15 protein-coding genes and 2 tRNA genes are annotated in these 23,108 nt (G+C 62.7%); 13 read left to right on the top strand and 4 right to left on the bottom strand.

Translation table 11 applies throughout. The annotated features are described in order from the left end of the window. Positions 1-53 precede the first annotated feature (53 nt). Positions 54-3,521, bottom strand: coding sequence for a hybrid sensor histidine kinase/response regulator (locus tag ACYCFC_RS10445; protein WP_459653932.1), 3,468 nt, complete (start codon positions 3,519-3,521; stop codon positions 54-56). A gap of 528 nt (positions 3,522-4,049) precedes the next feature. On the opposite strand from ACYCFC_RS10445, the gene ACYCFC_RS10440 reads away from it, so the two are divergent. From ACYCFC_RS10440 to ACYCFC_RS10430, 3 genes are read left to right on the top strand one after another with little or no spacing between them, the layout of a single operon-like run. After that, positions 4,050-4,769, top strand: a complete 720-nt coding sequence (locus tag ACYCFC_RS10440) for an AzlC family ABC transporter permease (RefSeq protein WP_181085814.1) — start codon at positions 4,050-4,052, stop codon at positions 4,767-4,769. Further along, positions 4,763-5,089: an AzlD domain-containing protein gene (locus tag ACYCFC_RS10435; protein ID WP_181085812.1), complete on the top strand. Its 327-nt coding sequence runs from the start codon at positions 4,763-4,765 to the stop codon at positions 5,087-5,089. Before ACYCFC_RS10440 ends, ACYCFC_RS10435 begins: the two co-directional genes overlap by 7 nt. A 34-nt stretch (positions 5,090-5,123) precedes the next feature. Further along, a complete protein-coding gene (locus ACYCFC_RS10430) occupies positions 5,124-6,461 on the top strand; it encodes an MFS transporter (protein ID WP_459653931.1) in 1,338 nt (445 codons plus the stop codon). A 19-nt stretch (positions 6,462-6,480) separates the two neighbouring features. Here the strand turns inward: ACYCFC_RS10430 and sugE are convergent, their stop codons facing one another. Both sugE and rdgC read right to left on the bottom strand, forming a co-directional pair. Next, positions 6,481-6,795: a quaternary ammonium compound efflux SMR transporter SugE gene (sugE, locus tag ACYCFC_RS10425; protein WP_181085808.1), complete on the bottom strand. Its 315-nt coding sequence runs from the start codon at positions 6,793-6,795 to the stop codon at positions 6,481-6,483. A gap of 232 nt (positions 6,796-7,027) precedes the next feature. Further along, positions 7,028-7,948, bottom strand: coding sequence for a recombination-associated protein RdgC (gene rdgC, locus ACYCFC_RS10420; RefSeq protein ID WP_181085892.1), 921 nt, complete (start codon positions 7,946-7,948; stop codon positions 7,028-7,030). Positions 7,949-8,185: 237 nt separating this feature from the next. Between rdgC and ACYCFC_RS10415 the strand changes: the two genes are divergently transcribed. The 4 genes from ACYCFC_RS10415 (at position 8,186) to ACYCFC_RS10400 (ending at position 10,080) form a co-directional block, all read left to right on the top strand. After that, a tRNA-Val gene (locus ACYCFC_RS10415) sits at positions 8,186-8,261 on the top strand. A 15-nt stretch (positions 8,262-8,276) separates the two neighbouring features. Further along, positions 8,277-8,353: transfer RNA gene (locus ACYCFC_RS10410), tRNA-Asp, on the top strand. A 249-nt stretch (positions 8,354-8,602) separates the two neighbouring features. Beyond that, the gene (locus tag ACYCFC_RS10405) at positions 8,603-9,154 is read left to right on the top strand and encodes a sugar O-acetyltransferase (RefSeq protein ID WP_459653930.1); all 552 of its coding nucleotides are present in this window, start codon (positions 8,603-8,605) and stop codon (positions 9,152-9,154) included. Between the two features lie 164 nt (positions 9,155-9,318). After that, positions 9,319-10,080: an FKBP-type peptidyl-prolyl cis-trans isomerase gene (locus tag ACYCFC_RS10400; protein WP_459653929.1), complete on the top strand. Its 762-nt coding sequence runs from the start codon at positions 9,319-9,321 to the stop codon at positions 10,078-10,080. A gap of 179 nt (positions 10,081-10,259) precedes the next feature. On the opposite strand, the gene ACYCFC_RS10395 is transcribed toward ACYCFC_RS10400, so the two are convergent. Then, positions 10,260-11,156 carry a LysR substrate-binding domain-containing protein gene (locus ACYCFC_RS10395; RefSeq protein ID WP_459653928.1) on the bottom strand — a complete coding sequence of 299 codons (897 nt, stop codon included), beginning with the start codon at positions 11,154-11,156 and terminating at the stop codon, positions 10,260-10,262. 219 nt (positions 11,157-11,375) lie between these two features. Between ACYCFC_RS10395 and ACYCFC_RS10390 the strand changes: the two genes are divergently transcribed. The 6 genes from ACYCFC_RS10390 to ACYCFC_RS10365 all read left to right on the top strand — a co-directional run bounded on the left by ACYCFC_RS10390 (position 11,376) and on the right by ACYCFC_RS10365 (position 23,065). Beyond that, entirely contained in the window at positions 11,376-12,161 is a 786-nt protein-coding gene (locus ACYCFC_RS10390; RefSeq protein WP_459653927.1) for a response regulator, read from the top strand. 3 nt (positions 12,162-12,164) lie between these two features. Then, entirely contained in the window at positions 12,165-14,600 is a 2,436-nt protein-coding gene (locus ACYCFC_RS10385) for a hybrid sensor histidine kinase/response regulator (protein ID WP_459653926.1), read from the top strand. Then, the gene (locus ACYCFC_RS10380; RefSeq protein WP_459653925.1) at positions 14,594-16,948 is read left to right on the top strand and encodes a TonB-dependent receptor; all 2,355 of its coding nucleotides are present in this window, start codon (positions 14,594-14,596) and stop codon (positions 16,946-16,948) included. The genes ACYCFC_RS10385 and ACYCFC_RS10380 overlap by 7 nt, the downstream gene beginning before the upstream one ends. Before the next feature lie 694 nt (positions 16,949-17,642). Continuing rightward, the gene (locus ACYCFC_RS10375; protein ID WP_459653924.1) at positions 17,643-19,424 is read left to right on the top strand and encodes a TolC family outer membrane protein; all 1,782 of its coding nucleotides are present in this window, start codon (positions 17,643-17,645) and stop codon (positions 19,422-19,424) included. 69 nt (positions 19,425-19,493) lie between these two features. Further along, a complete protein-coding gene (locus tag ACYCFC_RS10370; RefSeq protein WP_459653923.1) occupies positions 19,494-21,629 on the top strand; it encodes a type I secretion system permease/ATPase in 2,136 nt (711 codons plus the stop codon). Then, complete coding sequence (locus ACYCFC_RS10365) at positions 21,626-23,065, top strand: HlyD family type I secretion periplasmic adaptor subunit (RefSeq protein WP_219852713.1); 1,440 nt, start codon at positions 21,626-21,628, stop codon at positions 23,063-23,065. Before ACYCFC_RS10370 ends, ACYCFC_RS10365 begins: the two co-directional genes overlap by 4 nt. The last annotated feature ends 43 nt before the right edge of the window (positions 23,066-23,108 follow it).

The following is a 23,108-nucleotide window of genomic DNA, read 5'->3' as shown; positions in this document are numbered from 1 at the left end:
CCGGTGCGGGGGCAAGCGGGCTCCTTGCGAAGCCGGTCTTGAGGGGCCAGTTCTCAATGCAGCGGTACGTGGCGGCTCATCAGCGCTCGCAGCGCCGCCGGTTTGACCGGTTTGGCGAGGAAGTCCAGGCCGGAGGCATGAACGGCGGCGATCAGCTCGGGACGCCCATCGGCACTGATCACCACGCCAGGCACCGGCTCGCCGAGACGGGTGCGCAGCCAGGCCATCAGCTCCGAGCCGGTTTCGCCGTGATCCAGGTGATAGTCGACCAGCACCAGTTGCGGGCGCACGTCCTCCTTGAGCAGGGCCTCGCATTCGGCACGGTTGCTGGCGGTCCAGACCTGGCAGCCCCAGCGTGACAACAGGCTGCGCATGCCGATCAGGATGCTGTCCTCGTTGTCGATGCACAGCACCTGCACGCCAGTCAGCGCGGTTTGCTGCGGCTCGATCCTGATGCTGCTGTGCTGCTTCAGCACATTGGCGGCAATCGGCACGGTCACGCTGAAGACACTGCCCTTGCCGAGCCAGGAGCGCACCGACAGCGGATGGTCGAGCACCTGGCAGAAGCCGTCGGCGATCGCCAGTCCCAGCCCCAGACCTTTTTCGGCGCGGGTCTGGTGGCTGTCCAGGCGCTTGAACTCCTCGAAGATCACCCGCAGCTTGTCCCTGGCGATGCCGGGGCCGCGATCCCAGACCTCCAGGCGCAGTGACGAACCCTGGCGGCGCACGCCGAGCACCACCCGGCCCTTGGCATAGCGGAAGGCGTTGGTGAGGAAGTTCTGCAGCACCCGGCGCAGCAGGCGAATGTCGCTGTCGACGCGCAAGCGGCTGCCGTGCACCTTGAAATCGACGCCCTGCTCGGCGGCCAGTACGGTGAACTCGGTGCTCAGGGTGTCGAACAGGGTGGCCAGCGGGAACGGGTTGCGTTCAGGCGTGATGCGGCCATTTTCCAGGCGCGAAATATCCAGCAGGTCGGAGATCAGGTCCTCGGCCGAACGTAGTGAGCTGTCCAGGTGACGGACCAGCTCCTGCGCCTCACGCGGCAGGGCATCGTGCTGGTGCGACAGCGCGGCGGAGAACAGGCGCGCGGCATTGAGTGGCTGCATCAGGTCATGGCTGACCGCCGCGAGAAAGCGCGTCTTCGACTGGCTGGCGGCCTCGGCGGTGCTCTTGGCCGCGGTCAGCGCCTGGTTCAGCTCGGAGAGTTCCTGGGTTCGCTCGCTGACGCGCTGCTCCAGCCCTTCGTTGGCATCCTTGAGTGCGCGTTCGGCCTCGCGGTAGGCGGTGATGTCACTGAAACTCATGACGAAGCCGCCACCCGGCATCGGGTTGCCCACCAGCTCCACCACCCGGCCATTGGGAAACATCCGTTCCGAGGTGTGCGCGCGACCCTGGCGCATCCAGTACAGCCGCTTGGCGACATGGGTGTCCGGGTTGCCGGGGCCGCACAGCCCACGCTCGGCGTTGTAACGGATCACGTCGGCAATCGGTCTGCCGATGTAGACCAGGCCGTCCGGGTACTCGAACATTTCCAGGTAGCGATGGTTCCAGGCCACCAGCCGCAGCGACTGATCGACCACGCTGATGCCCTGGGTGATGTTCTCGATGGCGCCCTGCAGCAGGGCGCGGTTGAACTGCAGCACTTCCGAAGCTTCGCCGACGATCCGTACCACGTCGTCGACCTGCATGTCGCGGCCTTCCAGCGCGGCCTTGACCACCGCGCGGGTGGAGGAGGCGCCGAGCACGCCGGCCAGCAGCCGTTCGGTATGGGCAATCCACTGGCCATCAGCCGGTTGCTTGGGGGAAAACTCCTGGCCGTGGCGACGGGCGAAACGGTAGAAACTGGTTCGCGCACGCTCCGCGCCGACGAAGCGCGCGGCCAGTTGCAGCAGGTCTTCGACCTGTACCGCGAGCAGGCGCCGCGAGCTGGCGGCAGGATGAATTTCCTGGCCGATGAAGCGGCTGGCTTGCCAATGCTCCGCGACGCGGGTCTGCGAGAAGATCGAGACCCAGAAGAACAGGGTGGCGTTGCCGACCAGCGACAGGGTTACACCGAACGTCAGTGCGCTGGTGCCGAAAGGCAGATCGGTGGTGTACAGCCACTGCAGGCCGGGGAACATTTCCAGCGGCCAGCCAAGCAGCGGCAGAATCAGCGTATAGCACCAGATCAGTGCGCCGGCGGTGAGGCCGGCGAACACGCCGCGACGGTTGGCCTGTTTCCAGTACAGCGCGCCGACCATGGCTGGCGCCAGCTGGGTCAAGGCGGCGAAGGCGATCTGGCCGATGGTCGCCAGGCTCGCGCTGGAGTCCAGCAGGCGATAGCTGACATAGGCCAGCAGCAGTATCGTGACGATGCTGATGCGCCGTACCGAGAGCATCCAGTGGCGGAACGCCTCGAAGGGCTGCTCGGCTTCCTTGCGGCGTAACAGCCAGGGCAGCAGCATGTCGTTGGAGACCATGGTGGACAGGGCCACGCTGGCGACGATGACCATGCCGGTTGCCGCCGAGGCGCCACCAATGAAAGCCAGCATCGCCAGAGCCGGATGGCTCTCGGCCAGCGGCAGGCTGATCACGAAGGAGTCGGGGCTGATGCCCGCCGGCAGCAGCATCTGTCCGGCCAGCGCGATAGGGATGACGAACACCACGGCAAGCACCAGGTACAGTGGGAATACCCAGCGCGCCATGCGAAAGTCCTTCGGCTCGATGTTCTCCACCACGGTGACGTGAAACTGCCGTGGCAGGCAGACGATGGCCATCATCGCCACGCCGGTTTGCACCACCATCGCCGGCCAGTTCACCGTGACTTCCCAGAAGCTCGACAGCTCCGCACTGGCATGGGCCTGGTTGAACAGGTCGCCAAAGCCGTCATACAGGCCGAAGGTGACGAAGGCCCCGACGGCCATGAAGGCCAGCAGCTTGACCAGTGACTCGAAGGCGATCGCCAGAACCATGCCGCGATGGTGCTCGGTCACGTCCAGGTTGCGCGTACCGAACAGCACGGTGAACAGGGCCAGGACCACGGACACGATCAGCGCGGTGTCCTGGGTGCCGGAGCCGGCGACGGCCTCGCCGTCATTGCCGATCAACAGGTTCACGCCCAGCACGATGCCCTTGAGCTGCAGGGCGATATAGGGCAGCACGCCCACCAGACAGATCAGCGTCACCACGATGGCCAGCAGTTGCGACTTGCCGTAGCGCGCGGCGATGAAGTCGGCAATCGAGGTGATGTTCTCCTGCTTGCTGATCATGATCATCTTCTGGAACACATGAGGCGCCAGCAGCATCAGCAGGATCGGGCCCAGATAGATCGGCAGGAACGACCAGAGCTGTTCGGCAGCCTGCCCGACCGCGCCGAAGAAGGTCCAGCTGGTGCACCAGACGGCCAGCGACAGGCTGTAGACCCAGGGGCGCAGGCGCGGCGACATCTGGTCGCGATTGCGGTCGCCATAGAAGGCGATGGCAAACAGAAGGGCCATATAGGCGAAGGCGACCAGTGCGATCAGCCCACCGGACAACGACATGCAGACTCCAGACAGCAAGGATGTGCGGGCGTCGCAATGAAGAATTCATCGAGACCTGCGACGCCTGGGTAGCGGTCATTAAAGCAGAGCCACCGGCCCGGTAGCCGTTTGGCCCAGGGTTGATGGGTGCTGACCGGATCATCCCTTCGGGAGCGGCGACTCAGGTTCGACAGCTTTCAGATCACTCGACGCTGCCGCTTATTGGTAGAGGTATGGGCAAATTTTCGCAGTAAAAGAGACGTCCGAACCGAGGCTGCGACCAACGTCGAATAAGGTTGGGCGGTGACCTTGGAGTCGGCGGAAGTCCCGCTCCAGAGGCTTCGGGAAGAATGTGCGTCAAATCACTAAGTGCCTGGCGACCTCGTGCTGGCGGGACGAGGTCCAGACGCTCCGGACCGCGCCAACAGACCCGCATTTGAGTTAAGGTCTACCTCGATTCTGTCATGACTCCGCTTCATGCTTCCTCATCTCCAACTGCAGCGACGGTGCGCTGGACGTGCCGTTGCGTTATTTGTCCCAAGGAAACCGATGACCCGCTCGCAAGAGTTCCTGCATGGTTGCCGCGACATCCTGCCGCTGATCATCGGCGGCGTGCCCTTCGGCATCATCTTCGGCACTTTGGCCATCGGTGCCGGGCTGTCCGGCTGGCAGACCATGGGCATGTCGCTGCTGGTATTCGCCGGCTCGGCGCAGTTCATCGCGGTCACCCTGATCAGCGGCGGTGTCGGCGCGGCGGTGGTGCTGCTGACAACCTTCGTGGTCAACCTGCGCCATGCGCTCTACAGCGCGGCGTTGCAGCCGTTCGTGCGGCACCTGCCGAGCCGCTGGCGAGTTCCCCTGGCGTTCTGGCTGACCGACGAGGCCTTCGCCGTGATCCAGCATCGCTATGCCCGTGATGATGCCTCGCCGCACAAGCACTGGTTCTTCCTTGGCGCGGCGCTGACCATGTACCTCAGCTGGCAACTGGCAACGTTGATCGGCATCGGTTTCGGTCAGGCGGTGCCGGATGTGGCGAGCTGGGGCCTGGATTTCGCGATGATCGCGACCTTTATCGGCATCGCCGTACCGATGATGCGCACCTCGCCACAAGTGGCCTCGGCACTGGTGGCCGGTGGTGTCGCGCTGCTGACCTGGGAACTGCCGTACAAGCTGGGACTGATCGCCGCAGCGCTGGCGGGGATCGTCGTCGGAGTCTGGCTTGAGCGTCTGGCCGAGCGCCGTGTGCAACAGGAGGCGCAGCGATGCTGATCTGGCTGTTGATATTCGGCATGCTGGCGATCACCTTCCTGATTCGCTACAGCTTCTTCGCCTGGCCGAACCTGCGCTTTCCACGACTGGCGGAGCAGGGGCTGCATTACGTGCCCGTCGCCGTGCTGACCGCCATCGTGGTGCCCGCCATGCTGATGCCCGAAGGGGAATGGGCGCTGCGCTGGAACAATGCCTACCTGCTGGCCGGCCTGCTGGCGATCCTGATCGCGGCGCTGAGCCGCAATCTGCTGGCGACCATCGCCGGTGGTCTGCTGGCGTTCTTCCTGCTGCGCTGGGCGTTCGGGCAGTTGCCGTTGTGAACGCTGTCTTCGAGCGCCACGCTGGAGAGGTGCGATGAGCCAGCATTCCCAGTTCGCACTGCTCGGCACGCGGCGCTTCCTGCCGTTTTTCGTGACGCAGCTGCTCGGTGCCTTCAACGACAATGTGTTCAAGCAGGCCCTGGTGCTGGCCATCCTCTACAAGCTTGGAACTACCGCCGATGTCCACCTGCTGGTGAACCTGTGCGCGCTGTTGTTCATCCTGCCGTTCTTCCTGTTTTCCGCACTGGGTGGGCAGTTTGGCGAGAAGTACGAGAAGGCTTGGCTGATTCGCCGGATCAAGTTCGCCGAGATCCTGATCATGCTGGCGGGAGCGCTCGGCATGCTGCTGGGCAGTCTGCCGCTATTGCTGGTGGTGTTGTTCTGCATGGGCACACAATCGGCGTTGTTCGGGCCGGTGAAGTACTCGATCCTGCCGCAGCAATTGCGTGCCGATGAACTGGTGGGCGGTAATGCGCTGGTTGAAATGGGCACTTTTCTGGCGATTCTCGGTGGCACCATCATGGCCGGGCTGTTGATGAGCCATGGCGCTTACGCGCTGCTGGTCTCGCTGGCGGTGGTGCTGCTGGCGAGCATCGGCTACCTGGCCAGCCGTGCGATTCCGTCATCCACGGCTGCATTGGCGAGCCTGCGCCTGGACTGGAATATCGGGCGGCAATCGGTGCGGATCATGCGTCTGGGGCTGGGCCAGCAGCGTGCCGTCTCGCGGGCGATGATCGGCAATTCCTGGTTCTGGTTTCTCGGCGCGGTCTATCTGACACAGATTCCGGCGTTCGCCCGCGACCTGCTGCAGGGCGACGAGGGCGTGGTGACGCTGATCCTGGCGGTGTTCTCGGTGGGCATTGCGCTGGGGTCGCTGCTCTGCGAGCGTCTTTCCAGACATCGAGTGGAGATGGGGCTGGTGCCTTTCGGTTCCATCGGGCTGACAGCGTTCGGCATTCTGCTCTGGTGGCATGCCGCGAGCGTGCTGTCGGCCAATGAAACCCGCGACTGGCTGATGCTGCTGGCCGAGCCCGGAGTACGTTGGGTGCTGGTGGATATTCTTGGCCTCGGCGTTTTTGGCGGGCTCTATATCGTACCGCTCTATGCGCTGATTCAGGCGCGCACCGCCCGCCAGGAGCGCTCCCGCGTGGTGGCAGCGAACAATATCCTCAATGCGCTGTTCATGGTGGTGTCGGCGATCTTTGCCATTCTGCTGCTGACAGTGGCCGGGCTGTCGATCCCGCAGCTATTCCTGACTGTGGCTCTGCTCAATGTGCTGGTGACTGGCTGGATCTTCACTTCGGTGCCGGAATTCCTGCAGCGCTTCCGACTGTGGCTCAGTGGCAATCGGGATGCGGCGCCCGAACCATGATGGAAGGGGCGCCGAACGGTCAGTGGCTGAGCTTCAGTCCGATCAGACCGGTACAGATCAGCAACACGCTACCGAGGCGGAACAGATTCACCGATTCGCCGAACAGGATGATCCCGGCGATCACGGTGCCAACCGCGCCGATGCCGGTCCAGATCGCATAGGCGGTGCCCAGCGGCAGGGATTTCATGGCCAGGCCGAGCAGCCCCACGCTGATCGCCATTGCTGCAATGGTCAGGCTGGTGGGTAGCGGGCGGGTAAAACCTTCGGTGTATTTCAGACCGACGGCCCAGCCGATTTCGAACAGGCCGGCAAAAAACAGGATGATCCAGGACATAAAGACTCCAACAAGGAACGTTGGGGCCGTCCCCTGGCGGAGCGCTCGAAGAGCGGTGAGGTCGTCCTCACAGCGGCTTATTGTCCACATCGGCCCGAATTGGGCAAGCCGCGGCGGGTGCTCGCAGGGTCGAATTCATTCGGCCAGCAGAGCACACAAGCGGCCGAACAAGTTCAGCTCTACGGCGCGTGAGTGAGCTGTAGAGCCGAATTTATTCGGCTTGGTCAAACGGTCAGATGCCTTGCGGAATCTCTTCGCCTCCGAGCGCTTCGAACAGCGCTGGCAGGAATTCGCCGAAGGTCAGCATCATCAGCAGGAAGCTGGCGTCCTGCTGGCCGAGGTCGTCGTCGCCACCGTCCTGTTCGGCCTGATCCTGTAGCAGCTCCTCGAAGCGAAGGCGCTTGATCACCATCTTGTCGTCCAGCACGAATGACAGCTTGTCCTGCCAGGCCAGCGACAGCTGGGTGACCTGCTTGCCGACTTCCAGGTGTTGCTGGATCTCGTCGCTGGTCAGGTCCTGACGCTTGCAGCGCACCACGCCGCCATCTTCATGGGTGTCGCGCAGCTCGCACTCATCGAGCACGAAGAAATCGTCGGCGGCTTTCTGGGTTTTCACCCAGTCGGTCAGGGTTGCCGATGGTGCGATCTTCACGGTCAGCGGGCGCACTGGCAGCGAGCCGATGGCTTCGCGCAGGGTCGAGAGCAGGTCTTCGGCGCGCTTGGGGCTGGAAGAATCAACCAGAATCAGTCCCTGCTGCGGCGCGATGGCGGCGAAGGTGCCGGACTTGCGAATGAAGGCGCGCGGCAGGAAGGCCTGGATGATGTCGTCCTTGAGCTGGTCGCGTTCCTTCTTGTAGACCTTGCGCATTTGCTCGTTTTCGATCTCGTCGACCTTTTCCTTGAGCGCGTCCTTGACCACGCTGCCGGGCAGGATGCGCTCTTCCTTGCGCGTGGAGATCAGCAGGAAGCCCTGGCTGGCATGCACCAGCGGCGCGTCCGCACCCTTGCCCAGCGGGGCGACGAAACCATAGGTGCTCAGCTCCTGGCTGGCGCAGGGGCGAGCGGGTTTGGCAGCCAGTGCAGCTTCAAGTGTCTCGGCATCGAAAGAAACATCCTGGGTGAGACGGTAGACGAGCAGGTTGCGAAACCACATGGCGTTTTGAAACTCCGGTAAAAGCAAAGCGCGCATTATTCCCCCAGCGGGACCCCAGGCCAAGCCTGCAGCGCATCAATACCGATAGAGAACACAGTTTTTCCTATAAACAGTGGGGTTCCTAAGTCTTTGGAACTCCTGCAATTTTTTTTGCAAAAGGGGCTTGCCAAGGTGCGGAACCCTCTCTAGAATGCGCCCCACTTCGAGAGCAAACGCAAACAAGCGAATGCACTGAATGGGTGATTAGCTCAGCCGGGAGAGCATCTGCCTTACAAGCAGAGGGTCGGCGGTTCGATCCCGTCATCACCCACCACTCTCGAGGTTTAGCGCAGCGGTAGTTCAGTCGGTTAGAATACCGGCCTGTCACGCCGGGGGTCGCGGGTTCGAGTCCCGTCCGCTGCGCCAAATTCGCTTCATGGGTCCACTGAACGCCCTGGAGCTACACGAAAAGCGGCCATTGGCCGCTTTTCGTTTTTCTGCGTCTGGAATTCTTCCGCTGCGCCCTGGCGATTGCTCCTGCTCTGATCAGACCGTCGATTTCCCACACAAGCGTCTCCATCGTAGAGCCGAATTTATTCGGCTGACTTTTTGTCGGCAGCGAATTTCGCTTTGCGCTGTCCGAAAGACGACATGTCTGCAAAAAGGCTGGCGAAAATGTCTCGAACGGAAAAACAGAAGATGCTGGCAGGCGATCTCTACGACGCCTCCGATGCCGAGTTGCAGGCTGACATGACGGCAGCCCTGCACTGGCTGGCCCGTTACAACGCTGCTCTTGCGTGGTCGGTGGAGGAGCGGCATGCGCTACTGGTCGAGCGTCTCGCAGCGGTCGGGCAGGGGGTCAATATCCGTCCGCCATTCCATTGCGATTACGGCTTCAATATTCGCCTGGGCGAAGGTGTATTCCTCAATTTCAATTGTGTGATTCTCGATGTCGTCGCGGTGACCATCGGTGACAGGACCCAGGTCGGCCCTGGTGTGCAGATACTCACCGCCGACCATCCGCGCGATGCGGCGCAGCGTGAATCCGGGCTCGAGTTCGGGCGCCCCATCGATATCGGGCGCAATGTCTGGATCGGTGGCGGAGCGATCATCCTGCCGGGCGTGAGCATTGGTGACGACGCGCTGATCGGTGCCGGTAGCGTGGTCACGCGCGATATTCCTGCCGGCTGCACGGCATTCGGCAGTCCGGCAAGGGTCAGGGCTTGAACGGGCTCGCAACGTATGGCGCGCCGAGGTGGTGATGCAGGTCACCGATGCGCGTTGTTTCGAGCACAGGCTGAGTGTAGGGCTGTAGCCAGTGATTGTGCCCGCCTGCTAAGCTCGACGACTGTTTTTTGCATCATCCCTTTCAGCGTTATTAAGGAAACAGCATGAGATATCAGCGTTTGGCCCCGGCGATTGCCCTGGTGGGCCTGGTCCTGGCGGGTTGCGACAGCGATACCAGCGCTCCCGGCGTCAAGCTGGACACGCCGGCGCAGAAAGCGTCCTACGGCATCGGCCTGAACATGGGCAAGAGCCTGGCGCAGGAAGGGATGGATGATCTCGATTCAGCCGCTGTTGCGCAGGGTATCGACGATGCCCTGACCAAGCAGGAGCAGAAACTGACCGATGAGGAGTTGATGGAGGCCTTTGCCTACCTGCAGACTCGCGCCGAAGAGCGCATGCTCGAGATGAACCAGGAAGCAGTAGCGGCAGGCGCGAAATTTCTTGAAGACAATGCCAAGCGTGACGGTGTGAAAACCACCGAATCCGGCCTGCAGTACGAAGTCATCAAACAGGCCGATGGTGCTCAGCCGACCGCTGAGGATGTGGTTACCGTTCACTATGAAGGCAGCCTGGTCGACGGCACCGTCTTCGACAGCTCGATCAAGCGTGGCAGCCCGATCGACCTGCCGGTCGGCGGCGTGATTCCGGGTTGGGTCGAAGGCTTGCAGCTGATGCATGTCGGCGAGAAGTACAAACTGTACATTCCGAGCGAGCTGGCCTATGGCGAGCAGAGCCCGAGCCCGCTGATTCCGGCGAACTCCGTGCTGGTGTTCGAGCTGGAACTGCTGGGCATCAAGGGCGACGAAACCCGGGCGCCGGTAGAAGAAGTCGAGCCGGAAGCTGCCGAAGAAGCCTCTGGGCAGTAATCCAGGCGGGTGGCCTTTCGAACGCTTTTGTTGATGGCCCTACTGTCGTGAATAGAAAAAACCGCTTCCCTGCAAGGGAAGCGGTTTTTTTATGGCTGGGCCTGTAGCGGTGCTTTGGCCTGCTGTTCAGTTTGCCGCGTGCTGGCAGTGAAATGACGCACGCCGCCGATGCGTGGCGGCTAGAGAGAGCTGATCCCTTGCCATGGCTGGTCGGTGATGGTGCTGCGGATATGCTGGATAAAGCTGCGTGTGGTCCGTGTTATGGCCCGCGATGACGGAGTCAATGCATAGAGCGTGGCAGGCTGGAGTGCTTCTTCTGCGCAGGTGATTCGTAGCGCGCCCGTCGCAAGTTCTTCGAGGCATGTATTCAATGGCAGGCAGGCCAGGCCGATTCCGGCCTTGGCCGCTTCACGCAGCGTCTGCAGGCTTTGCGCGCTGAACGCGGGAGCCTGCAATATGCGCTGTGTGTCAGACAGTCGCCACGGACGCAACGCCTGGGGTGGGCCCAAGGCGAGCAGGGCGCTGTCTTCCAGTTTGTCGAGGGTGCGCGGGTTGTCGAGGCGGTCGAGTAGTGCCGGGCAGCCGACGATCACGTTTTGCAGGCTGGCCAGGGGCCGGGCGACGATTTCGCTGCTGTCCGCAGGCGCTTCATCCAGGCTCAGGGACAGGTCCAGGCTGTGTGAGCTCAGCTCGATAAGCGCATCCTTTGCCGTCAGGGCAAAGCGCACATTGGGATGGCAGGCCTGAAAGCCAGTAAGCAGGCCGAGCAGCCAGTTACCGAGTATGCCTGGGGCTGCCATTTGAATGAGCCCGCTTGGCGTACCGTTGCTTTCCTGGGCTTCGGCTTCGGCAGCTTCTGCGGCCGCCAGCATGTCGAGTGCGTGACGGTAGATTTGATTGCCGATCGTGGTCACGCTGAATGCGCGGGTACTCCGGTAGAGCAGCTGAACACCCAGGCGTGTTTCCAGTTGCTTGACGTGGCGGCTCAGACTCGATTTTGCGACCCCTGTACGCTCGGCAGCAGCCGAGAAGCTGCCGGCTTCGATGACCTGGATGAGCCAGTAAAGCTCACTCAAGGTATCAGCCTGGATCGCTGCTTTCGTTTGTCGCCTGTGCAACACTGTGTTGTCCGGGGAGGAGCGGCTCATCATGTCTTCCCTGTTTTGATTGCGCTATCTTGTTGCCCCCTTGCCAGCGAAGCTTTTGCCCGGGCGGATATCGTGTTTGCTTGAAGGGATTAGCATGAATAAAAGAACAGCCACTAACCATTGGGTGGGCATAGGAGCTTCAGATTGATGCGAGATTGCATCCCGCCCGTTGATCATGCCCCGCATATTCTGGTTATCGACGACACCACCGAAGATATCCGTTCATTGCTGGCGCTGTTGCGTGTGCAGTCCTGGCGATTATCGATCGCCAGTGAAGCCAGGCAGGGCTACCAGCGCGCCCTGGCACTGCGTCCCGACCTGATCCTGCTGGATGTGAGAATGCCGGACATGGACGGTTTCACCCTGGCGCGACTGCTGCGCGAGGCTCCGGTTACCCGGCAGGTACCGATCATTTTTCTGACCTCCGCCGGGGCGGTGGATGAACGTCTGGAGGGGTTGTCGCTGGGCGGTGTCGATTACGTGCTGAAGTCCTGCGCACCCGAAGAAGTGCTGGCGCGTATCCGCATCCACCTGCAACTGGCGTGGCGCGAGACGCCGGCGCCCGCTGGAGTGGTCAACGAGGTGCCGGATGCCGAGCAGATGATCCTGCGCGCCGCCATGCGCTTGATCGGCCAGCACCTGGACGAGCTGCCATCCCTGGCCGAGATAGCGCGCAAGGTAGGTACCTATGACAAGCGCCTGTCGAGCATTTTTCGTGAGCGCCTGGGCATGACGGTCTTCGCCTATGTTCGCGAAGCCCGCCTGCGACGTGGACAGGAACTGCTGGCCGACAGCGAAATGGAGATTCAGGATATTTCCGTGTTGGTGGGCTTTCGCAGCGCCTGCAACTTCACCACCGCCTTCCGTGAGCGCCTGGGCATGACCCCGAGCCAGTTCCGTCAGCAGGCACGGGAGCAGTCCGACAGGCTGTAGGGGATGGCATTGAAGCGGGTCTGGCCTGGTGTCATCTGGCGTATCGCCGTAACCATTCTCGCTTTGCTGGGCGCCGCCACGGCACTGGCCGCGAATGACTGTCGGGTACCCGAGCAGGATCTCGCGCCTCGCCTGCAGATCCTCGAAGACCCTGGCAGAAGCCTGGCCGCGGACCAGGTACTGGCCATGCCTGAGCGGCATTTTCAGGCGGCGACACGCGAGAATCTGCTCAGGGAATACAGCAGTTCGGCGTTCTGGCTGCGTTTCGAACTGCACAACAAGGATGAACGGGCCTGTCTGCGCTGGCTGACGGTCGGTGAGCCGCGCCTGGAAGATGTCCGGGTGTATGTCCTGCAGGGTGATGGCTGGCTTGTGCAGCGGGCTGGTAGCGCTCATGCCCTGAAGGATTGGGCGATAGCCGAGCGTCACCCGATTTTCCCGCTGGAACTCCCCGCGCACGAAAGCACCACGGTTCTGGTCCGGGTAGTGAGCAGTACTCTGCTGCTTCTGCAACCGATGCTCTGGGATGAGCTGGTCTTGTTGCAGGAGCGCCAGTGGGCCTCCATGATCGACGGCATCGCCCTGGGCATCGTGCTTTTGGTCGTGCCCTTCAGTCTGATCGTCGGCAGGATTGTGCGTTCGCGGCTGTTGGTGGTGCATGCCGGTGCAGTGCTCAGCTATATCCTCTACACCTGTGCCGTGAATGGCTATCTGATCTTTTTGCCGCAGTTGCTGCCCTGGGCTCAGTTGCTGCAGCTGCTGCTCGGCGGCGTATCGTTGTTGTGCGTTCTTGGCTATCTGCGCGTGTTGCTCAAGGTTCGCCAACTGCCCGATATCTGGGGCCGGCTGTTCACGCTGTTCATGCTCAGTTATGTAGCCGGGCAGTTGTGGGGGCTGGTGGAGCCGGAGCAGGGCAGGCCCTTTGCCGAATTGTCCATGCGCATAGCCCTTTACCTGCTCCTGCCGGCTACCCTGTTGGCGGGTTGGCGGCGCGGGCTCACCTACAACTGGATGGTCTGGCTGGTGCCTGGGCTGTACCTGCTGCAGTTTCTGGTGCGTTATGTGCTGCCTCTGGGGCATGTGCTGCCCTGGCAATCGCGGCAGAACTTCCTCAGCCTGTCATCGACCTTGCCTGGCGTGCTGTTGCTGGTCTGCACCCTGGTCATCGAGGTCAGCCGCAGCCGCCGTCGCGAAAAGCATGCCCTGACCGCTCTGGATCAACAGCGCAAGGCCGAACAGGAGCGCCTGGAAAGCATGGTGGCGTTGCGCACCGGCCAGTTGCGCGAGTCGCTGCAGGCTCGCAGTGCCTTGATGGCCCGGATCAGCCATGACCTGCGCTCGCCTCTGGTGAGCATCATCGACTATGCGGGACGTTCGCAAGGTGCTTCCGGCGACGGTGGCTTCGGCCAGAAGATCGAGCGCAATGCGCGGCATCAACTGGAGCTGATCGACGAGCTGCTGGAGTTCTCGCGCAGCGAGATGCAGCCGCTGGAGCTGATCATTGCGCCCGGTTACCTGTATGGCTTCCTGCGCGAGATAGAAGGAGAGGCCGGCTTTCTCGCCGACAGGCAGAACAACCGCTTCGAGAGTGAGATTGCCGAGGACCTGCCCTTGCTGGTGCGAGCCGATTTCCGCCGGCTTCGCCAGGTTCTGATCAATCTGCTGTCCAACGCCGCCAAGTTCACCCACGACGGCACCTTGAGCCTGAAAGTGAGCTGCATGAGCCGCGATGAGCAACAGGTGCGCCTGCAGTTTTGCATCAGCGATACCGGTATCGGCATCGATCCGAGCGAGCGCGAGCGTCTGTTGCGGCCCTTCCAGCGCGGGAACGACGTCGAGCGCTACGATGGTAGCGGGCTGGGGCTGTCCATCGTCAGCCAATTGCTTGGTCATATGGCGAGCGAACTCGAACTGGAACGCCTCGAACCATGCGGCAGCCGCTTCAGCTTTCAACTCCAGCTCCAGCTCGCAGCAGAGGAGGACATGGACACGACCTTCATCGAAACCCATGCCGTGCAGGTCGAGGGCGCCGGGCGGCGCGTGCTGCTGGTCGATGACATGGAGCAGAACCGCGAATGGCTCGATGATCTGCTGTCGGGTTACGGCTTCGAGGTAGAGACCGCGGAGGATGGCCTGTACGCCCTGGCCTGTCTGCGGAGCCAGCCGGTGGATCTGCTGATCACCGATCAGATGATGCCGGAAATGGACGGTTGGGAACTGCTGCAGAACGTGCGCGAACACTGGCCGAAGATGCCCGTTCTGCTGCTTTCCGCCGCCCCCGCGTTACGCCCGCGGGACACGGCGACGGAGCTGGATTTCGATGCCGCATTGCTCAAGCCGGCTGCCAGTGGCGAGCTGCTGGCCTGTGTCGATGCGCTTATCCAGAGAGCACGGAGCAATCAATCCAATTCTCTGGCGGATGATCCCTTGCAATGCTGAAATTCGTCCACGCTTTGCCACCTACAGGCTGGCTGCTGCTTGGCTGGCTGCTGTGCTCCCAGGCACTGGCCGAGCAGCCGACGAGTGTCGATGGCGAGAAGGGCGTGGTGCTGGAGGCGATGACCGTCACCGCGCGTCACCGCGAGGAGGTCTCGCAGCAGGTGCCCATCGCGCTCAGCGTGTTGGATGGTGACGCACTGGAAGAGGCCGGTTTGCATCGTCTGCAGGACATCCAGCAAAGGGTGCCTGGCCTGGTGGTGTCCGGGCATGGCGCTCGCTACGCGGGCTTCGGGCTGCGTGGTTTCGGGGCGACAGCCTATAACGACGGGCTGGACGGCAGCGTTGGGGTTTTTGTCGATGGCGTCTACCTGGGGCGCCAGGGCATGGCGTTCGTGGAGCTGCTCGATGTAGAGCGTGTGGAAGTGCTACGCGGCCCCCAGGGTACGCTGTTCGGCAAGAACACCAGTGCCGGGGTGGTGAATATCGTGACACGCCCGCCGACGCCGTTTTTCGAGGCGGCGGGCGAGATGACGCTGGGCGAGCGCGGTACGCGCGAGTATCGCGGCAATATTTCAGGGCCGCTGCTGGAGGGCGAGCTGGCGGGCCGCCTGAGCGCTTTTCACAGTGGCCGCGATGGACAGGTGGACAACCTGCATGATGGCTCTTCACTCAACGATCTGGATAGCCAAGGCCTGCGCGGACAACTGTTGTGGACGCCCAATGATCGCTTCAGCGTACGCCTGAGCGGCGAGAACGCCTGGCAGGAAAATCACGGCCCCGTGCTGATGAGCAACCACTACAGCACCCAGACCCGGCAGCGTGCCGACTTCGTCGGCTATCGCCTTTCACCGTCCGCCCCTTACCGGCGGGAGGTGCGCCAGAATTCACCGACCCGCTCACGCACGGAACAGAACGCAACCGCCCTCGAACTCAACTGGGATATGCGCGACGACCTGCGCCTGACCAGTATCACCGCCTACCGCGACTGGGACTTCACCGACCAGCGCGAGGCTGACGGCACCGCCCTGGCCGTGGCGCGGTCAGGCAGCCGTCTCGAGCACAGCCAGTTCAGCCAGGAGTTCCGGCTGTCCGGGGCGGCCAGTGAGCAGCTGGATTATGTGCTGGGCCTTTATTATCTGCGCCAGCGCCTGGGGCGCGATATCGGCGTGCGTTTCGGCGACGAGGCCGCCGCCTGGTTCCTGGGTGACAGGCCCGAGCTTGCATTGTTGGGTATCACCGATCCTGCGCAAATCCCCAGCGAGCTGCTGGCAGGCACGTCCCAGGCATTCGACGGCGAGCAGAAGAGCGACAGCCGCGCCCTGTTCGGTCAGCTCGCATGGAGTCCCTACGAGCAACTGGAGCTGACGGCGGGGCTGCGTTACACCCGTGAGCGCAAGGATGGCTGGATTTCCCGCGAGGTTACGGGTGAGCGCCCGCTTGGTCCCGACATGGTGTCCCAGATCGGTGGGCCGCTGCTGCGCCAGGTGGCGCTGGGCGGCAGCTACTACCGGCGTGACTCCATCGGGGAGAGCAATCTCTCCGGTCTGCTGGGCGCCAGCTACCGTTTCACCGACCAGATGCTGGGCTATGTCAGCTGGTCGCGTGGTCACAAGGCCGGCGGTATCAACTTCGACGTGACTGGCACGCATGTGGGGCCAACCTACGGCGCGGAACGTGCCACCTCGCTGGAAGCCGGTCTCAAGACCCGGCTGTGGGGCCAGCGCGCCACCCTGGACCTTGCCGTCTACCAGACCGATGTCGATGATTACCAGGCGCTGACCTACAGCCCTCCGGCCAATTCCCTGGCGCCGCCGTTGCGTGACAACCTGCTGAACGTGGGCAGGGTGCGGCTGCGCGGCGTCGAGCTGGATTCGCTGTGGCGCCTGCACGAGCAACTCGATCTGCGCCTGGGCGCGGCCTGGAGCGATGCGCGCTACAAGCGCTTCCCCAATGGGCCCTGTGCTCCAGGCAGTGACGCCTATGTCTGCGACCTCGGGGGCAAGCGGCTCTATAACGCGCCCGAGTGGAATGCCAGCGCCGGGCTCGATTATCGTCAACCGCTGACGACGAGGCATGAGGCTTTCGGGGTTCTGGACTACAGCTTTCGCAGCGGCTACTACGGCACGCTCGAAGGCGGAGAGGGCAGCTGGCAGCCGGCCTTCGGACTGACTCATCTGCGTTTGGGGTTGCGTCGTATCGACCGCCGCTGGGAGGTCGAGGCCTGGGTGCGCAACCTGTTCGACAGTGAGTCCATCACCGCCGTCTATGCGCTGCTCGGTGCTGGCGACTATGGCGTCCTGCCGGGCGATCCGCGCACGTTCGGCATGACGCTGAGGGCGCGTTACTAGCGTCCGTTCCATTGCGTCGTGGTCGCGCCGGAGCGACATGCGCAGGCCGGCTGTTTGTTGATGCTGCTGCCCGTTGCATGTCTGGAACGATGAAGTGTGCCCCTATTCCGACGTGCATGGGCCGTCGTTGTGCGACGAAAGGTTCAGACTTTAGGCCCATAGGCCTGTTTTAGAAGCGCTTGCGTTTCCGCCCAGGCAAAAGCAGGGATTAATCCCGTGGCCTTTTGGCATCTTTGTTTGCCGTGATTCCTCCCAATCTTGCTTTTGTTCAAGCGCAAGACCGTTCCCTGTGTGAAACGCTGTTTTCCTTTTGCCGGGCTTCTTACTGCTGCCCTCACTCCCTACATTGCCCACGGCCCGTACAGGGTGGACGGGCACAGGACACCATGACCACAGGGAAGCAGCAATGATTCAAGACGGGATACAGCCGGCGTGTTCGAGGGAAGCGGCGGCTGGTCCTGGGGAGCGCACGGGCTCTCGTCGCCAGCCAGATAGCGCAAGCAGCACCTGTATCCCATTGCGCGTACCGAGATTGCCTGGTGCTGTCCGCTTCAGTGCGCGTGGTTTTCCTGCCTGCTGCTGGCTTCGCAGACGGCCTGGCCATGCCGACGGCAGCCGCTCCAGCCCCAGCCCCAAAGATAATTCCAAGCCCTGCCGGGCACAGCATTGAGCATCAGATTGCTTAGAGGACCTTATGCACGTTGAATTTCCGTTCCGCAAACTCGCGCTTGCCATGTTTTTCGGCCTTGCGCCCGTCGTCGTCAGCGCCTCGGAGCCCAGGGACGACCTGCTGGGTGTCGTCAAGGAAACGCTCGCGTTCAATCCCGAGCTGCAAACGCGACTGGAGGCGTTTCATGCGGCCACGGAAGATCGCCGTGAGGTCTTCGGCGGCTACCTGCCTTCCATTGACATAAGTGCCTCTGCCGGCCAGGCGAACCGCCAGTTCGATGGCCGCAGCGACTATTCGCGCAACTACGCCGAAATATCCCTGACGCAGATGCTGTTCGACGGTTTCCGTGTGCGTAACAGCCTGGCCAGGGCTGATCACACCAGCCGGGTGCGCTATTACGAGCTGCTGGACGAGGCCGAAACCAAGGCGCTGGAAGCGAGCGAAGCCTACCTGAGCGTGCTTCGTCATCGCGAGCTGGTCGCACTGGCGCAGCGCAACCTGGCCAACCACCAGCGTGTGCAGGATCAGATCGGGCAGCGGGCGCAGCGTGGCGTCAGCAACCGTGCGGATCTGGAACAGATCAATGGGCGCCTGTCGCTGGCGCGCTCCAACCTGATGACCGAAATTGCCAACCTGCAAAGCGTTACCGCGCGTTTCCAGCGCCTGGTTGGCCGTACACCGGCTAGCACCCTGGAACCCGTCGATGCGGCGGGTGTTCCGGCTGAGCTGCGGGATGTATTGAAAGAGGGCTATCTCAACAATCCCGCGCTGTATGCCGCGTTTGAAAATATCCAGACGGCGGAAGCCGCCCTGGCGCAAACCAAGGCCAATCGCTACCCGACTCTGGAGCTTGGCCTGCGCCACGGGCTGTACAAGAACAACAACAGCTTCGACAACCGCACCGACCCCGATCCTTACGGCAACGAAAGCATCGTCGAGCTGCGCGCCCGCTATAACCTGTTCCGTGGCGGCAGCGATCGCGCGGCGGAGCGTGCCGCGTTCCGCCGTATCAACCAGGCCGAAAGCCTGCGTGACAAGGCCTGTGTCGATCTGCGCCAGACCGCGACCATCGCCTACGGCGATGTGATGAATCTGCAGGAAAAGCGTGCCTTCCTCGAAGCGCATCGTGACGGTTCGGCCAATGTCGTGGTGGCCTACCGGGAGCAGTTCGATATCGGGCGACGTTCGCTGCTCGATGTTCTCGACTCTGAAAACGAAGCCTTCCAGGCCGAACGTGCCTATGTCGATGGCAATTTCGACCTGCAAACGGCCCGCTTCCGTACGTTGCACAGCATGGGGCGTCTGTTGCAGACCCTGTCGCTCTCCAGCGAAGCGATCCCGACCCTGGACGACCTCTACGCATCCCCGGCTTCCCCGGCCTCCAGCCCGTTCTGCCAGATCTCGCCGGACGCCGGGCTGGACCTGAATCTGTATCTGCCCTCGGTCAAACTGGCAGAAACCATCGATCTCAGTGGCGATGCCCTGTTCGATACCGCCAGCGCTGAAATCAAGCCGGCCTCGATTGTCCGTCTGCAGCACCTGATCCAGCGCGTGGCCGGGCAGGGCGATCTGCTGGCGATCAGCATCGTTGGCCATACCGACAGCACGGGCTCCGCCGCGCTCAATCGCGAGCTGTCCCTCGCCCGCGCGGTTGCAGTGCGTGACTTGCTGGTTTCCAAGGGTGTTGACAGCGCCATTATCGCCGTCTCCGGGGTGGGTGCGGACCAGCCCATCGCCAGCAACGAGACGGCAGAGGGGCGTGCGGAAAACCGCCGGGTCGAACTGAAAATCGACCGCGCGCCGTAACCCCGAACCGACCGGCGCAACCGCCAGCGGTTGCGCCGCGCCCTCAGTTGCACCCGTACAGGACAACCCATGCAAGCCTTGCCAGACGACCCCTTGAGCGCCTGCCTGCTGTGGCTGGCGAACGCCAACGGCACAACGACCAGCCGTGACGCGATCACCGACGGCCTGCCGTTGGTGCAGGGGCGCCTGACACCTTCGGTTTTCCCCAGGGCCGCAGAGCGTGTTGGCATGAACGCCAGCCTGTCGCGGCAGCCGCTGGAAAGCATCAACGGTCTGCTGCTTCCCTGCATTCTCCTGCTCAAGGACGACAAGGCCTGCCTGCTGCAGGAGATGGATCTGGACAAGCAGAAGGTCCGGGTGATCTTTCCCGAGCTGGGCATGCAAGCCCAGGAGCTGGAACTTGAAGCGTTCAGGCCATGCTGTTCGGGTGTCGTCCTCTATTGCCGCCCCGGCTTTCGTCTGGAGGAAGGGCGCAAGAAGAGTGAAGCACGCCAGGATCCGGACGGGCACTGGTTCTGGAGCGTGATCCGCGCCAATCGTCCGGTGTATCGCGACATTCTCATCGCGGCCTTCGTCATCAACCTGTTCGCTCTGGCCATGCCGTTGTTCGTGATGAATGTCTACGACCGCGTCGTGCCCAACCATGCCACCGACACCCTGTGGGTGCTGGCCCTGGGCGCGGCCATTATCGTCTGTGCCGACCTGGCGCTGCGCATGTTGCGCAGCTGGTTCGTCGAGCTGGCGGCCAGTCGTGCCGATATCACGCTTTCGGCGCGCATCATGGAGCGCATCCTCGGGATGCGTCTGGAGCACAGCCCGTCCTCGGTCGGCTCTTTCGCCTCCAACGTGCAGTCTTTCGAGTCGGTGCGCTCGTTCATCGGCTCGATGACCGTCACGGCGCTGATCGACCTGCCGTTCTTCCTGCTGTTCGCGCTGATCATCATGCTGATCTCCTGGGTGATGGCGATCCCGGTGCTGCTCGGCGCGGCGCTGATCATTCTTTACGCACTGTCCGTTCAGGCCAGGATGCGACAGCTGTCCGAAGTTATGAGCCAGGCCAGTTCCCAGCGCAGTTCGGGGCTGATCGAAAGCCTGGCGGCGGCGCAGACCCTGAAGAGCTTCAACGCCACCAGCAGAATGCAGAGCCGCTGGGAGCAGGCGACCCGTTTTCTTTCCGGCTGCTCGGCGAAGTTGCGCCTGCTGGGGGCTTCGGTGGGCTCGGGGGCGTCCTGGATTCAGCAATTGGTCGCCGTGTCGATGATCATCGTCGGCGTCTATCTGGTCATCGACGGGCAGATGAGTCAGGGCGCGCTGATCGCCGCCTATATGCTCTCGTCCCGTGCCATGGCGCCGGTGGCGCAGACCGCCTCGCTGCTGACGCAGTACTACCAGGCGGCAACCGCGCTGGCCTCGCTGGAACAGATCATGGCCAACGAGCAGGAGCGCACGCCCGGCAGGCAACTGATCAGCCGGCCCCGCCTGCGTGGCGAGATCGAGCTGAGGGATGTTTCGTTCAGGTATCCCGACGAGCAACGCGATGCTCTGTCCAGCGTCTCTCTGCATATCCGCGCTGGCGAGCGGGTCGGGATTCTGGGACGTGTCGGCTCCGGCAAGAGCACCCTGGAAAAGCTCGTGCTCGGTCTCTATCGGCCCAGCGCCGGCACTCTTCTGGTGGACGGCGTGCATATCGAGCAGATCGATCCGGCGGAGCTGCGGCGCAACATCGGTTATATCCCGCAGGACGTGCAGCTGCTCAGCGGCACGGTCTACGACAACATCACCCTGGGCGTGGAGAACCTCAGCAACGAAAAGCTGTTGGAAGCCATTCATATCTCCGGCCTCAAATCTCTGATCGGTAGCCATGCCGACGGCCTTTCGATGCCGGTGGGCGAGGGTGGCAGCCGGCTCTCGGGCGGGCAGCGACAAACCATCGCCGTCGCCCGAGCGGTCATGGCCGACAGCAGCATCCTGCTGCTGGATGAACCCACCAGCGCCATGGACAGCGCTCTGGAGAACCATGTCGCCAAGGCGCTGGGGCAATACAGCCAGGGCAAGACACTGCTGCTGGTAACCCACCGCACCAGCCTGCTGGCATTGGTGGATCGGCTGATCGTCGTCGATGGCGGGCAGATCATCGCTGACGGCCCCAAGCATAGTGTGCTGAAAGCCCTGGAGAGCGGTTCCATGCAGAAGGTGGCGCCGTGATCAGCAAGGACGTGACACAAAAACAGACCGAGCAGCTGGCCTTCGAGCACCTGAGCCGGATGGATTCCGTCGGTGTACATGGGCGTCGCGGCATCGACCGGCTATTTCGCCCGTTCTTCTCGGCCTTGCGCAACGGCTCGCATGACTGGCAGCAGGATGCCGAGCAGGCGCTGGAAGGGCAGCGGGTGTTGCGCGCCCGCGGCCTGCTCTACGCAATTGCCCTGACCTTCGTGCTGTTGCTGCTGTGGTCGGCTTTCGCCAGCGTCGATGAAGTCTCCCGAGGGGAAGGCAAGATCATCCCTTCGCGGCAATTGCAGATCGTCCAGTCGGTGGACGGCGGGGTGGTCGAGGAAGTCTTCGTCGAGGAAGGTGACGCGGTGCGCAAGGATGACCTGCTGGTGCGCATAGACCCTACTCGCTTCGTCGCCAGTTACCAGGAAGGCAGCGTTCGGGCCTTTGCCCTCGGGGTCAAGGTCGAGCGTCTGCAGGCGCTGATCGACGATAAGCCGTACCAGCCGCTGACGCCGGAGGATATGAGTGCGACCCAGGCACAGGTCATCGCCCGGGAGCACAACTACTACCAGGAAAGCCTGAAGGAACTCGGCCAGCGGCTGTCCATCGCCCGTGAGCAGCGCACCCAGCGGCAACAGGAACTCAACGAGGTGAAGGCGCGCCTGCGCGCAGCGGAGCAGGCCTGGCAGATGTCCAGCCAGGAGCTGCGAGTGACCCGGCCCTTGCTCAACTCCGGCGCCGTATCGGAGATGGATATCCTGCGCCTTGAGCGCGACCAGGCCAGTGCCGATGGCGAACGGCGTCAGGCCGCCGCGCGGGCGCGGCAGATCGAGGCCAGTATCCAGGAGGCCGATGCGCGCCTGAGCGAAGTGGAGCTGACTGCCCGCAATCAGTGGCGGGCTGAACTGAGCGAGGCCTCCGCGCAGCTCAACAGCCTGGATAAAAACGTCGATGGGCTGGCCGATCGGGTGAAATTCTCGGAAATCCGCTCGCCCGTCAACGGCACCGTGCAGCGCGTACTGTTCAACACCATCGGTGGTGTGGTGCAGCCGGGACATGCGGTCATCGAAGTCGTGCCCAACGACGACCGGCTTCTGGTCGAGGCCAAGATATCGCCCAAGGACATCGCCTTCCTCCGTCCGGGGCTGCCCGCCACGATCAAGCTGCATGCCTACGACTTTTCCATCTACGGCGGCATCGAGGCGACGCTGCAGCACATCAGCGCCGACACCATTACCGATGAACGCGACAACACCTTCTATCTGGTACGTGCCGTCACTACCGACAGTGATTTCGCCCGGCGGTTGTCCGTCATTCCGGGCATGACCGCCCAGCTGGACATCATGACCGGCAAAAAAAGCATTCTGTCCTACCTGCTCAAACCCGTACTGCGCGCCAAGGCCAATGCCTTGAGCGAGCGTTGATCATTTACGTGCCTGACATCATTCAGCATAGAAAACCCGTATC

It is taken from the genome of Stutzerimonas sp. NM35, assembly GCF_054604355.1.
The sequence above is the reverse complement of the archived record's forward strand: the minus strand, read 5'-3'. Positions and strand labels throughout refer to the sequence as shown.